Source organism: Corynebacterium timonense (assembly GCF_900105305.1).
In the GTDB taxonomy this organism is placed as follows: Bacteria; Actinomycetota; Actinomycetes; order Mycobacteriales; family Mycobacteriaceae; genus Corynebacterium; species Corynebacterium timonense.
In genome coordinates, this window is sequence record NZ_LT629765.1 from 568,336 (window position 1) to 581,889 (window position 13,554).

Sequence of the window (13,554 nt, forward strand, 5' to 3'; positions counted from 1 at the left end):
GGGGCACAAACGGGTCGCCGGTGCCGCTTCAACGAGATCAAGGAGAAACCGTGAAAAACGCGAAAGCACAGAAGCTTACTGCTGCGCTCGCCGCGCTCGGAGCCGCAGTGACGCTCGCCGCCTGCTCGAATGATGAGGGCGACGACGCCGCCGACTCCACCCCCACCACCTCCGGCTCCAGCAGCGCCGCCGAGGCGCCGGCCGCCCAGCTGCCCAGCGCCGCCGAGCTCAACGCCGTCCTCGCGCGCGCGACCGACCCCAACCTGCCCATCGAGGAGCGCGTAACCACGGTCCAGGGCGGCGAGACCGCGCCTGAGCTTTTCGACGTCATGGCCCAATCCCAGCAGGAATCCGGCGCAAACTTCCAGGTCGTCGACCCGGTCTTGCCCGGGTATTCCCCGAACACGGCGCTGGCCACTGTCAACTTCACCGCCCCCGACCAGCAAGCACAGCTTGCCGAGAACGTGGAGTTCATCTACGAAGACGGCGCCTGGAAGCTTTCCCAGTCGTGGGCCTGCACCCTGGTGACCAACACGGTCCCGGCCGAGCAGGTGCCCGAGATGTGCCGCACGCAGGCCCCCGCCGGTGAGGCGCCGGCCGAGGGCGCGCCGGCAGGGGGCGCGCCCGCGGAGGGTGCGCCCGCTGCTCCGCAGCTCTAGGTCGCGGGCGGTCGTCGCACCTTGGTCGACCTCAACGAAATCCTGCGGGTAAAACTCCTGGTCGCGTGACCCCGGTTTGCGTTGAGGTCGACTAGGCGGGGTGTGCTGGTCGACCTCAGCGAAATCTGGAGCGTAAAACCCCTGGTCGCGCGCCACGGAAATACCTTGAGGTCGACTAGGCCTGGCGCCCTGGTCGACCTCAGCGAAATCTGGAGCGTAAAACCCCCGCCCCAGCGCAGAGCGCCCTTAACTGTCGTCGCGCCAGACCTCGTCGGTCCACAGGGTGGACAGGGTGAGAATCCGGGCGCGGGAGTCGCCAGAATCGACACGCGCGCGCCATTGGCGGCGCAGCCAGCGGTCGTGGCTGGTGATGACGACGGTGCCGGGGAAGTCCACGAGCGCCGATTCGAGTTCCTCGGCGAGGGCGAGGGAGAGGTGGTTCGTGGGCTCGTCGAGAAGCAGCAGGTCTGGCGGGGAGCACAGGATGATGCCGAGGGACACGCGGCGGCGTTGGCCGAAAGACAGTGCCTCGAGCGGCCGGGCGGCCTGCTCCTCGGTCATGAGGCCGAGCTCGACGAGGTCGGGCGCGCCCTCAGGGGTGCGCTGCGCGAAGGCCTCGGCGGCGGTGAGGCGAAGGTCCTCCCACGAATCGTCCTGCTCGAGGCGGGCGACGGTCATCTCTTCCGGCATGACCAGCTCTCCCTCGTAGCCGCGAAGGGTCCCGTCGAGGATTTTCAGCAAGGTCGACTTTCCGGCCCCGTTCGGCCCTTCCACGAGCAGCTGCTGGCCGGGCTGGATCTTTATGGTGAGCGGCTCGAGCCGGCCGCCAACGGCGAGCTCGCGAGCGACGACCGCGGGGACCCCGAGGCTCGTCACGACACTCGGGGGCAGGCCCTGAAACTCGAGGCGCTTCGGCGGGGCGGGCAGCTCGCGTCGCTCCAGCTCGGCGAGGCGGTTTTCGGCGGAGCGGCGCCGGTTGCCCACGGTTTTGGCGGCGCGGTCCGCGTAGAATTTCGCCGCCTTGCGCGTTTCCGTCTTATTCTCCTGGGAGTGGAAAATATCCCCCGCGCCGACGTCGGCGGCCTTTTCTAGGCGTGCGCGCTCGTGCTCTTGGGCGGCGTAGTCGGTCTCCCACCGGCGTCGGCGGGCCTCGCGGGCGGCGAGGTAGTCCGTGAAAGAGCCGGTGAAGCGGGCGCCCTGCCGGGTGTCCTCGCCGAAGCCTCCCTCGGCCCCGAGACCCGGGTCGAGGTCGACGAGGCCGTCACAGGCGGCGTCGAGGAAAAAGCGGTCGTGGCTGGCGGCAAGCACCGAGCCGGTGAAGGCATTGAGCTCGGTGACGAGGAAGTCCACGGCGGCGTCGTCGAGGTGGTTGGTCGGCTCGTCGAGCACCATCGCGTCCACGGGGCGCAGCAGCAGGGTGGCCAGGGCGAAGCGGCGGCGCTGCCCGCCAGACATCTCGCCGAGCGGGGTGGATAGCGCGACGTTGGAGAGGCCAAGGCCCGCGAGGACGGTGGCGATGCGCGCGTCGAGTTCCCATACCCCGTTGTTTTGCGCGAGGGCGAGGGTGCGGTCGAACTCGTCGGCAGCGTCTGGGTCAGTCGCCATGCGGTCGGACAGCTCGGTGATGCGGGCTTCAATGTGCCGCAGCTGCTCCACGGCGCCTTCGATGAGCTGGGAGGCGGGGGCCGTGAAGGGCAGATCGGTCTCCTGGGGGATGAACCCGGTCACCGGAGGGGTGATGATGCTGCCGGCGTCCGGGCTCAGCGCCCCGGAAACCAGCGCGAGCAGGGTGGACTTGCCCGCGCCGTTTTCGCCGATGAGGCCGGTCACCGAGTCGGAGGGCACGGCGAAGGAGATGTCGGTGAGAACCCGCCGGCCCCCCGGGTACGAGAAGGAGACACCGTCGAGGCCGATGTGCAGCGGAGCAACCATATGGAGAGTTTACGTCCCGTACTCGATGGCGGTCGTGATGTCTTGGACAACGCGGGTGACGGGGTCGGGCCCGGCGTAGACCACGCGGGTGGTGGCCTCGACGGTCCCGGACACGGGGAGCGGGGCCGCCCGCGACACCACGATCTGGCCCTGGGAGGTGGTCTCCGAGCTGTCGACGGTCAGCGTCTGGCCGTCGAGCTCCCCGGCGATGTCGTTGTCGATGGAGACGCTGTCGCGCGCCGGGCGCTCGTGCACCTGCACGTCGAGGGTGATCCGGTCGCCCTCGATGTTGGCGACGGTGTAGATGGTGGTGCGCCGCATCGCGTCGGCGCCGGTGACGCGGGTGTCGACGCTCCACGACCCGCCCACGCCGACCGGCTGCTCGGGGACAACGACGTTGGTGGCCAGCACGGTGAGCAGCGCGCGTTCCACGGCTTGGCGGTCCTGTTCGGTCGAGTCGTCGGGGGCGAGGAGCTTGACCGTCGAGACGGCCCCGGTGGCGGAGGCGCGCCAGGCCATCTCGAAGCCTGCGGCGCTCGCGACGTCCGGGTGCTCACCCACGGTGACGTGCACGAGACGTTGCGCCGCCTCCTCGTCTGCGCCCGGGGCGGGGGCCTCGCCGGAGCTCACGCTCAGCGGCAGGGTCGTGGTGTCGGCGGGGGCGTCCTGGGGTGCGTGCGTGTCGACGGCGTCGGCGGGAACCACCTGCTGTGCAAAGCCCTGGGAGACCGCGACGGTGATGTCCCATTGCGCGGTGTCGCCGGCGTCGCCGGCGGCGAGGTCGAGCTGCTGCGGGTCGGCGCCCGCGTCGATGAGCGTGACGGAGGGGTGGTCGACGGCGAAGGCGGGCACTCCCTCGAGCGGGTCCTGCGGCCCAGCGCAGGAGGCGAGGGCACACACGGGGGCGAGCACAAGGGCGGCGCTGAGTGCGCTGAGTACACGGATAGTCACACGACGAACTTACCGTGCCCTCGTGAGGGTTGCGGCTACAGTTAACAGGCGATGGATATACAGAAAGAACGCAGCGCCACGCGCGGTGTGAAGGGACGCAGGCTTGCGGTTCTCGCGGGTGTGATGGCCGCGATCGCGGCCATTGACCAGCTTATCAAGCAGATCGCGGTGACCACGCTCGAGCCAGGCGAGCCCGTCAACGTCATCGGCGACTGGTTCCGCCTTGTGCTTCTGTTCAACCCGGGCGCGGCCTTTTCCATGGGGCAGAACTCGACCTGGTTGTTCACCACGATCCAGCTCGCCTTCGTCGTCGGTGCCCTCGTCGCGGCACCCCACGTCAGCCACCGTGTCGAGCTCGCGGGGCTTGCTCTCATCGCAGGAGGGGCGCTGGGTAACCTCATCGACAGGCTGACCCGCCCGCCGGGGTTCTGGTTCGGCCACGTGATCGACTACATCTCGGTGGGTGGATTCGCGGTGTTTAACTTCGCCGACGCCGCGATCACCGTCGGTGTGGCCGTCTTCATCATCGCCTTGTTCGTGGGGGAGCTCGACAATGGCCGGTGAGTTCCGCGCCCTTCCCGTCCCCGAGGGGCTCGACGGTATGCGTGTCGACGCCGCCGTGGCCAAGATCTTCGGCATCTCGCGCGCGCTCGCCGCCGAGATCATCGCCGACGGCGACGTGCTTGTCGACGCCACAGCGGTCCAAAAATCCGAGCGCGTGCGCGCCGGGTCGATGCTGGAGGCCACGCTGCCGGCGCCGAAAGCGCCCCCGCGCCCCAAGGCGGAGCACGTCGAGGGCATGAGCATCATTTACTCCGACGCGGATGTTATTGCCGTCGATAAGCCTGTCGGCGTGGCCGCGCACCCGACCCTGGGCTGGGAGGGGCCGACCGTCGTTGGAGGGCTGGAGGCGATGGGCTTCGAGCTTCCCGACGCCGGCCCCCCCGAGCGCAAAGGCATTGTCCAACGCCTTGATGTGGGCACCTCCGGGGTGATGATCGTGGCCGCGAGCGTGCACGGCTACTCCGTGCTCAAACGGGCGTTTCGCGAGCGCACCGTGGAAAAGACCTACCACGCCGTGGTGCAGGGGCTACCCGACCCGATCGTGGGCACGATCGACGCGCCCATCGGGCGCCACCCCTCCGCTGGCTGGAAGTTCGCCGTGACAGGCGACGGGCGCAACTCGGTGACCCACTACGAGGTGATTGAGGCGTTCCGCGAGGCCTCGTTGCTCGAGGTCCGCCTGGAAACGGGGCGCACCCACCAGATCCGCGTCCACATGTCTGCCACCGGCCACCCCTGCGTCGGCGACCCGATGTACGGCTCGGACCCGACACTGACCGCCCGCCTGGGCCTGACCCGCCAATGGCTGCATGCAACGAAGCTGGGGTTCACACACCCGCGCTCGGCGTCGTGGATGGAGGTGGAGTCGCCGTACCCGGCTGACCTCGCCCACGCCGTGGAGGTGCTGCGAGGGTGAAGGGCGCCGTGCTGGCCGCGGTCACGGCGGGTGTGATCGCCGTCGCCGGGCTCGTGGCGCTCGGGGAAAGCGTGCAGGTCGCGCCCGTCCCCGCTGGCGACCAGCTCGGCGCGGAGGCGGGGGAGAGCTGGGAGGCCTACGCGCAGCGGGCCGCCGAGTCGCTCGCGCAGGCGCCGGCTGAGGAGCCGGTCTTCGCCCTGGTCACCTTCCTGCCGGGGGCGGGGCCCGCCGAGGCCGCCGCGGAGCTGGAGGGGATCGGTCGAGTCAACGCCGCCGTCTTTGCCGGAAAGGCCGCGCAGCCCGTGCCCGAGCCCACCGGGGGTGACGGGCGCGCCGAGGTGTTCACCCGCGCCGCCGAGCGAGCCGGGGTCGACCCGGGGAGCCTGCTCGGCGTCGTGATCTATGCCCCAGGGGGCCAGTTGCGCGAGGTCGCAGGGCGCGCAGGAGTCGCCGCTGTGGAAGCGCTGCCTCCCGACGCGGTGTGGGGGGCCTTCGCCATCGTGCCCACGCCCGCCAGCTAGGCAGGGGTAAATATTCAACGGGACGGGGTATACTTCCGCCCGTTATGTCCACGCGCCGCCTGTGGGTTCGGCGCATCACTCTTGGAGGAAGAAGCGGTGCACCCTTCTGTTGAGACACTCGCCGTCACTCGCTCGCGCAGCGTGGGGGCGCAGGGCGTGAAGTTACGAGTGAAGAAGGCCTGCGCCGCGGCGGTGGCCGCGACCGCACTGTTCGTGGCCGGCTGCGGCGTCGGCGGCGGCGACGCGGCTGACGGGCTGGGAGCCGGCGACTACACAGTGGCCGAGGTCGGCAACGTGACCAACAGCATCGTGGTCAACGGCAACATCGCCCCGATCCGCTCGACCAGCATCACCTCGCCCCTGCAGTCCGAGGTGGTCCAGCTGGCCGTCGCCGCCGGTGATCGCGTTGAGCAGGGGCAGTTCCTCGCTGAGATGGACACGGAGGCGATCGAACGCCAGCTCGCGGAGCAGCGCAAGCAGGCCGAGGCCGCCCAGGCGCAGGCGGCGCAGGGCTACGAGCAGGCGCGCGCACAGCTAGCGGCGCACACACAGCAGGTGCAGAGCGGGACGCACCCCGCCATCAGCGCGGCCCGCGCCCAGGCCGCGGAGGCCGCCGAGGCGGACGCGGCGGCAGGCGCCCCGACCCAGATGATCCTCGCCGCCAACGAGCAGGGCCAGACCGTGGGCATCGCCCCGATCGAGGAAGACCAGGCGGGCCAGGCGCAGGCGGGACAGGCGCAGGCGGGCCAGGCGCAGGCCCAGGCGGCGCTCCAGGCCGCCCAGGCGCAGGTAGCCGAGGAAAGCCAGCAGCTCCAGGCGCAGGCGGAAAGCGCGCGCCAGCAGGCCCAAGCCGCCAACAACATGGGCACCGACAGCTCCCTGGAGTACCAGGTGCAGCAGAGCACCATCTACGCCCCGATGTCGGGCGTCGTCGCCACCGTCGACGTGCAGGTCGGCGACGTGCCGCAGGGCCGCATCCTCAGCATCGCCGACGACTCCCGGCTGCTGATTACCTCCGAGGTGCGTGAAGCTGACGTCGCAAACGTCAAGGTGGGTGACGCGGTGCGTTTTACCTCCACGGCGACGGGCGATAAGGAGTACCAGGGCAAAGTCCGGCGCATCGCCCCCGTCGGCTCGCAGGGCGCGGCGAACCCCGAGCAGCAGCAAAACGGGGGTGCAGGCGCTAAGGCGGGCCGCGGCGGCGTGAGCTTCCCCATCGAGATCGAGGTCGAGGGCGACAAAGAAGGCCTGCTGCTGGGTGGCTCCGTGCGCGCGGAGATTATTACGGACGAGACGCCCGAGGCGCTCATGGTGCCGCTCGACGCGATCTACGACGACAACAAGATCCTCGTCCTGGCCACGGGCTCCGGCGAGGAGGACGGCAGGCAGGGCACCGTCGAGGAGCGCACCGTGACCACGGGCACGGCCAACGAAGTCGATATCGCGGTCACCGGGGGCGACCTCGAGCCCGGCGACATCGTCATCAACTGGCCCGACCGCTTCCGCGACCGGCTGGGCGAGACTGTCGAGATCACCGACCCGAACTTTGATCCGGCCCAGGTGGACGGCGGCGGCGAGCCCGACGAGTCCGGTCAGGCAGGCGACGACAACGCCGACCAGGGCGCGTAAGGGGGCCTTGTGAAGCATTCGCTCAGCGCCTCTGCAGAGGGAAACATGGCGAACACCGGCCTGCTCATTGACATGCGCGGCATCGTCAAAACCTACAACCCAGGCGAGCCGAGCGAGGTCAAGGTCTTGCACGGCATCGACTTCCACACCGAGCAAGGCGAGTTCGTCTCTATCGTCGGCCCCTCGGGCTGCGGCAAGTCGACGCTCATGAACCTCATCGGCATGCTGGATCGCCCCACCGACGGCGCCTACGCCTTCAACGGCGAGCCCGTGTACGCCAAGGAAGACAACGAGCTCGCCTCCTACCGCAGCAACAACATCGGGTTCATCTTCCAAAACTTCAACCTCATCGGGCGTATCGACGCCCTCCAGAACGTGGCCATGCCCATGATGTACGCGGGGGTGGACAAGAAGTCCCGCGAGGCGCGCGCCGCCGAGCTGCTCGAACGCGTGGGCATGGGCGACCGCCTGCACCACAACCCCAACGAGCTCTCGGGTGGGCAGAAGCAGCGCGTCGCCATCGCGCGCAGCCTCGCCAACGATCCCGATCTTTTGCTTGCCGACGAGCCCACCGGCGCCCTGGACTCCACCACGGGCCGGCTGGTCATGGACCTGTTCCACGAGCTGAACAAGGACTTGGGCAAGGCCATCGTGTTCATCACCCACAACCCGGACCTGGCCGAGGAGACCGGCCGCGTTGTGGAGATGATGGACGGGCGCGTCAGTAACGTCCGCACCCCCGCAGCAGCCGCGGCGAAGGCGGGTGAGCGCGAGTGAACCTGCGCGAATCCATCAAGCTCGCCGCCGCAAGCCTGAACGCCAACAAGATGCGTTCCTTGCTAACACTGTTGGGCATCATCATCGGCATCATGGCGGTGATCATCATCATGACGCTCGGCTCGGGCCTGCAAAAGCAGGTTCTGAGCAGCCTCGAGGGGGTGGGCGCGATGAGCCACATCGCCACCGTCCACCCCCGCGACAACGGGTCGGAGGCCGATCCCTTCGGCGCGGTCGGCCCCGACGTTGAGCTCGAGGAACAGGACATGGTGAGCCTGGACGATCTGCAGGAGCTGCGCGACTACTTCGGCCCGCGCGTCTCCGGCGTCGATGTGCCGAACGCGCTGAGCCTCACCGCGGCGGCATTGAACGGGCAGAAGGAGACGAGCGCGACGGTTTACCCGGTCCTCGAGGACTCCTTCCGCATGCGCAACCTCCAGGTCGAGTACGGCAGGCCGATCGGCGCCGAGGACGTCACCGGTGAGCGCCCGCTGACGGTGGTTAGCCCGGCGCTTGTCGACGATCTGTTCGACGGTGACCCCCAAGGTGCGCTGGGGCAAAGGATCGACCTCAACGTGGGAAGCCAGACAGCCGTGTTCACCATCGTCGGCGTGCTCGAGGAGCGCAACGACTCCGCTCAATTCATCGGAGGGCAGCCCCTCGACGCCTACGTTCCGTTGACGGCGACGGACCGGCTCGGGGAGACGATGGAGTACGTCGACTCCTTCGCCGTCCAGTCCACAGGAGGGGAGGATCCCGCGTCCTTCCAGCAGGAGCTGCAGGCGTACCTCGACCGGTGGTACCAGCGCAACGAGAATTTCGAGATCACCGTGCTCGACCTGTCGGCCGGGCTGGAGGAGCTCACCAATGTCTTCGGCATTATCGCCCAGGTGCTCGCCTCCATCGGCGGTATCTCGCTGCTCGTCGGCGGCATCGGTGTGATGAACATCATGCTCATCACCGTCACCGAGCGCACCCGCGAGATCGGCGTGCGCAAGGCGCTCGGCGCGACAAACACGGACATCCGGACGCAGTTTATCGTCGAGGCGATGCTCGTCTGCCTCGTCGGCGGCATCATCGGCGTCGTCCTCGGTGGGGCGATCGGCATGATCGCCACCGCCTCCTTCGACGCGTTCGTCTACCCGCCGATCGGTGCGGTGCTCTTTTCGCTCGCCTTCTCGCTCATCACCGGCGTGTTCTTCGGCGCCTACCCGGCGTCGAAAGCCGCGAAGATGCAGCCTATCGACGCCCTGCGGTACGAGTAACCACAGGTCGGGGCGAGGGTTGACGGCGGCGATAAGATGAGCCGCATGGCCAAAAATTCCTCCTTCGTCCACCTCCACAACCACACAGAGTTTTCCATGCTCGACGGCATGGCAAAGGTGGATCTGCTCGCGGAGGAGGTCGTGCGCCAGGGCATGCCGGCCGTGGGCATGACCGACCACGGCAACATGTTCGGCTCCAACGCGTTCTACCGCCGGATGGTCGATGCCGGCGTCAAGCCGATCATCGGCATTGAGGCCTACATGGCGCCCGGCTCGCGCTTTAACAAAAAGCGCGTGCTCTGGGGCACACCGGACCAGAAGCCGGACGACGTCTCCGCCTCCGGCGCCTACCTGCACCAGACGATGCTCGCGGAAAACGCCACGGGCCTGCGCAACCTCTTTAAGCTGTCGTCCTTGGCGTCCTACGAGGGCCAGCTGGGCAAGTGGCCGCGCATGGACGCCGAACTCATCGCTGAGCACGCCGACGGCATCATCGCCACCACCGGCTGCCCCTCGGGCGACGTGCAGACGCGCCTGCGCCTCGGCCAGTTCGACGAGGCGCTCGAGGCCGCCGCGATGTGGCAGGACATCTACGGCAAGGACAACTACTTCCTCGAGCTCATGGACCACGGCCTGCACATCGAACGCCGCGTGCGCGACGACCTGCTGCGCATCGGCGAGGCGCTCGACCTGCCCCCGCTGGTGACCAACGACTGCCACTACGTGCTCGAGTCCCAGGCCCCGTCGCACGAGGCGATGCTGTGCGTGCAGACCGGCAAGACCCTCATGGATCCGGACCGCTTCAAATTCGACGGCACCGGCTACTACATCAAGTCCGCCGCCCAGATGCGCGAGCTGTGGGACTCGATGGTTCCCGACGGCTGCGACAACACGCTGTGGATCGCTGAGCGCGTCGGCGACTACGGGGAGCTGTGGGAGGAGCACCCGCACGACCGCATGCCCATCGCCGACGTGCCCGAGGGGGAGACCCCGACGACGTGGCTGCGCAAGGAGGTGCACGCAGGCCTGCGCGAGCGTTTCGAGGGCGGTGAGGTGCCCGCCGAGTACGCCGAGCGCGCGGACTACGAGATCGACGTCATCGATATGAAGGGCTACCCCTCCTACTTCCTCATCGTCGCCGAGCTGATCAAGCACGCCCGCGAGGTCGGCATCCGCGTCGGGCCGGGCCGTGGGTCGGCGGCAGGCTCGCTCGTGGCCTACGCCCTGACCATCACCAACATCGACCCGATGGAGCACGGGCTGCTGTTCGAGCGCTTCCTCAACCCGGAGCGCCCGTCCGCGCCCGATATCGACATCGACTTCGACGACCGCCGCCGCGGCGAGATGATCACCTACGCCGCCGAGCGCTGGGGCGAGGACAAGATCGCCCAGGTGATTACCTTCGGCACCGTGAAGACCAAGCAAGCCATCAAGGACTCGGCGCGCGTGCACTTCGGCCAGCCCGGCTTCCAGATGGCCGACCGCATCAACGGCGCGCTGCCGCCGGCCATTATGGCCAAGGACATCCCGCTGTCCGGCATCACGGACCCGGAGCACGAGCGCTACGCGGAGGCCACCGAGGTGCGCTCGCTCATTGAGACGGACCCGGACGTGGCCAAAATCTACGAAACCGCCCGTGGCCTCGAAGGCGTCGTGCGCCAGGCGGGCGTCCACGCCTGCGCGGTGATCATGGCCTCGGTGCCGCTCATGGACCACATCCCGATGTGGAAACGCTCCGCCGACGGCGCCATCATCACCGGGTGGGACTACCCGGCCTGCGAGGCTATCGGCCTGCTGAAGATGGACTTTTTGGGGCTGCGCAACCTCACGGTGCTTGGCGACGCCCTGGAGAACGTGAAGAAAAACCGCGGCGAGATCCTCGACCTGGAGGCCCTGGACACCGACGACGCCGCCGTCTACGAGCTGCTCTCGCGCGGCGACACCCTGGGGGTGTTCCAGCTGGACTCGGGCGGCATGCAGGACCTGCTCAAGCGCATGCGCCCGACGGGCTTCAACGACATCGTCGCTTCGCTGGCCCTGTACCGCCCGGGCCCGATGGGTGTGAAGGCGCACGAGGCATACGCGGACCGCAAGAACGGGCGCAAACCGATCACCCCGATCCACCCGGAGCTCGAGGAGCCGCTCGAGGAGATCCTGGACGAGACCTACGGCCTCATCGTCTACCAGGAGCAGATCATGAGGATCTCGCAGAAGGTGGCCAACTACACGGCCGGCGAGGCGGACGGCTTCCGCAAGGCGATGGGCAAGAAGAAGCCGGAGGTCCTGGCCCAGCAGTACGAGAAGTTCTCCGAGGGCATGTTCTCCAACGGTTACTCCAAAGACGCGGTCGACGCCCTGTGGGGCACGATTGAGCCTTTTGCCTCCTACGCGTTTAACAAGTCCCACGCCGCCGGCTACGCCCTCGTGTCTTACTGGACGGCCTACATGAAGGCGAACTACACCGCCGAGTACATGGCGGCGCTTCTCACCTCAGTGGGCGACAAGAAGGACAAGTCCGCCATCTACCTCGCCGACTGCCGCCACCTGGGCATTTCGGTGCTGCAGCCGGACATCAACGAATCCGAGGAGAACTTCATCGCCGTCGGCGAGGACATCCGCTACGGCCTGGCCGCGGTGCGCAACGTGGGCGCAGAGGTCGTGGAGTCCATCAAGGACACCCGCAAAGCGAAGGGCGCGTTCACCAGCTTTTCCGACTACCTCGACAAGATCGACTTGCTGCCGTGCAACAAGCGCATCACGGAGTCGCTCATCAAGGCCGGCGCCTTCGACTCGCTGGGGCACCCGCGCAAGGGCCTCATGCTCATCCAGGAAGACGCCGTGGACTCCGTGCTGACCACGAAGAAGGCGGCCGACAAGGGGCAGTTTGACCTCTTCGCCGGCCTCGGCGGCGGGGAAGGCGAGGCCTCGGCAGCGTTCGCGCTCGAGGTGCCGGAGGACGAATGGGACCGCAAACACAAGCTGGCGCTGGAGCGCGAGATGCTCGGCCTGTACGTCTCGGGCCACCCGCTCGACGGCTTCGGGGAGGCACTCGACGCGCAGACGGACACGCAGCTGACCGACATCCTGTCCGGGGAGATGCGCAACGGCGCGGAGGTGACCATCGGCGGCCTCATTTCGGGCGTCGATAGGCGATTTTCTAAGAAGGACGGCTCGCCGTGGGCCATCGTGACCATCGAGGACCATCACGGTGCGCAGGTGGAGGTCCTGCTGTTTAACAAGGTCTACGCGCTGGTCGCGCCGCAGATTGTGGAGGACAACATCATCCTGGTCAAGGCGCACGTGTCCATCCGCGACGAGCGCATGAGCCTGTTCGGCGACGACGTCAAGGTTCCCGAGCTCGGCCCGGGCAACGGCGCCGGCCTGCCGCTGCGGCTCACGCTGCGCACCGAGCAGTGCACCCTGGACAACGTGCGCAGGCTCAAGGAAGTCCTCGTGGCCAACCCGGGCGACTCGGACGTCTACCTCAACCTCGTCCACGGCGACCAGGAGCAGCTCATGGTGTTGGGCGATCACTTGCGCGTCGAGCGCTCCGCGAACCTAATGGGCGACCTCAAGGCAAACCTGGGCGCGGGGATCCTTGGGTAGGCTACTCCCCGTGGAACGAGAAACTGGTGACCTCGCGCTCACGAGGACGGCCGTAGAAGGCATCGACGACGAGCTGTTCACCCGCTACAAGGGAGGCTGGCCGCACGAAATTGGCATCGCGTTGTGGGATGCCGTCTACAGCATGAGCGCCCGGTACAGTGGGGTGAAAGCTGGCCTTGCGCGCCTGAGGGATGGGCTGCACGAACGCGGCATGAGCACAGACTCCCTCAGCGTCGTGGCGCACCTGGACGAGCGCGTCGTCATCGAGGCCATGGGCGCCGGCCGCGTCGCGCCCGGCAGACCGAGAAGCACCACCAAGGCGGCCGCGGCGCGGGAGGTCGCCCGGCGCTTCCGCGACGTGAATATTGAGACCGCGGCCGACCTTCGCTCCTTCGCCTACCCCACGGGTTCGCGTCGGCCCGACGAGGATCGGGTCGCAGCGCTCATCCGAGCGTACAGCGGCGTCTACGGATGCGGGCCGGTCACCGCCGAGTACTTCCTCATGCTCCTGGGGGTTCCCGGGCTCAAGGCAGACCGGCGCCTGGTGAGTTTCGTCTCCCGGGCCGTCGGCAGGACGGTCAGCAGCCGGGAGGCCCGCCGCCTCCTCGTCGACGTCTACGAGACGCTCGCCGAGGAGGGCGCGTGCAAGGCAACTCTCCTTGAGTTCGACCACGCGATCTGGTTGCACGAGACGTCTCGACACGAAGGGCCGCGGGCGCAGGGGCTACACTGAT

11 protein-coding genes are annotated in these 13,554 nt (G+C 68.1%); 9 read left to right on the top strand and 2 right to left on the bottom strand.

Going from position 1 to position 13,554, the window contains the following annotated elements:
- Window positions 1–50 precede the first annotated feature (50 nt).
- On the top strand, window positions 51–659 hold the full coding sequence (locus BLT81_RS02800; protein WP_019193074.1) for a WKL family lipoprotein: 609 nt from the start codon (window positions 51–53) through the stop codon (window positions 657–659).
- 246 nt (window positions 660–905) lie between these two features.
- Here BLT81_RS02800 and BLT81_RS02805 read toward each other — a convergent pair whose 3' ends face one another.
- Together BLT81_RS02805 and BLT81_RS02810 are read right to left on the bottom strand one after the other, a co-directional pair.
- Complete coding sequence (locus BLT81_RS02805; RefSeq protein WP_019193073.1) at window positions 906–2,591, bottom strand: ABC-F family ATP-binding cassette domain-containing protein; 1,686 nt, start codon at window positions 2,589–2,591, stop codon at window positions 906–908.
- 9 nt (window positions 2,592–2,600) lie between these two features.
- A complete protein-coding gene (locus BLT81_RS02810; RefSeq protein ID WP_019193072.1) occupies window positions 2,601–3,542 on the bottom strand; it encodes a hypothetical protein in 942 nt (313 codons plus the stop codon).
- A 51-nt stretch (window positions 3,543–3,593) separates the two neighbouring features.
- Between BLT81_RS02810 and lspA the strand changes: the two genes are divergently transcribed.
- From lspA to BLT81_RS02850, 8 genes are all read left to right on the top strand, one after another.
- Complete coding sequence (gene lspA / locus BLT81_RS02815; RefSeq protein ID WP_051011405.1) at window positions 3,594–4,106, top strand: signal peptidase II; 513 nt, start codon at window positions 3,594–3,596, stop codon at window positions 4,104–4,106.
- Window positions 4,096–5,022, top strand: a complete 927-nt coding sequence (locus tag BLT81_RS02820) for an RluA family pseudouridine synthase (protein ID WP_019193070.1) — start codon at window positions 4,096–4,098, stop codon at window positions 5,020–5,022. The genes lspA and BLT81_RS02820 overlap by 11 nt, the downstream gene beginning before the upstream one ends.
- Window positions 5,019–5,543, top strand: coding sequence for a hypothetical protein (locus tag BLT81_RS02825; protein WP_019193069.1), 525 nt, complete (start codon window positions 5,019–5,021; stop codon window positions 5,541–5,543). The genes BLT81_RS02820 and BLT81_RS02825 overlap by 4 nt, the downstream gene beginning before the upstream one ends.
- 96 nt (window positions 5,544–5,639) lie before the next feature.
- A complete protein-coding gene (locus tag BLT81_RS02830; RefSeq protein WP_155860764.1) occupies window positions 5,640–7,172 on the top strand; it encodes an efflux RND transporter periplasmic adaptor subunit in 1,533 nt (510 codons plus the stop codon).
- A 45-nt stretch (window positions 7,173–7,217) separates the two neighbouring features.
- Window positions 7,218–7,949 carry an ABC transporter ATP-binding protein gene (locus tag BLT81_RS02835; protein ID WP_040420785.1) on the top strand — a complete coding sequence of 244 codons (732 nt, stop codon included), beginning with the start codon at window positions 7,218–7,220 and terminating at the stop codon, window positions 7,947–7,949.
- Window positions 7,946–9,214, top strand: coding sequence for an ABC transporter permease (locus BLT81_RS02840; protein ID WP_019193066.1), 1,269 nt, complete (start codon window positions 7,946–7,948; stop codon window positions 9,212–9,214). The genes BLT81_RS02835 and BLT81_RS02840 overlap by 4 nt, the downstream gene beginning before the upstream one ends.
- Window positions 9,215–9,259: 45 nt before the next feature.
- Window positions 9,260–12,820 (top strand): DNA polymerase III subunit alpha, encoded by a 3,561-nt coding sequence (gene dnaE, locus BLT81_RS02845; protein ID WP_019193065.1) that lies wholly within the window; start codon window positions 9,260–9,262, stop codon window positions 12,818–12,820.
- A 10-nt stretch (window positions 12,821–12,830) separates the two neighbouring features.
- Entirely contained in the window at window positions 12,831–13,553 is a 723-nt protein-coding gene (locus tag BLT81_RS02850) for a hypothetical protein (RefSeq protein ID WP_040420642.1), read from the top strand.
- The last annotated feature ends 1 nt before the right edge of the window (window position 13,554 follow it).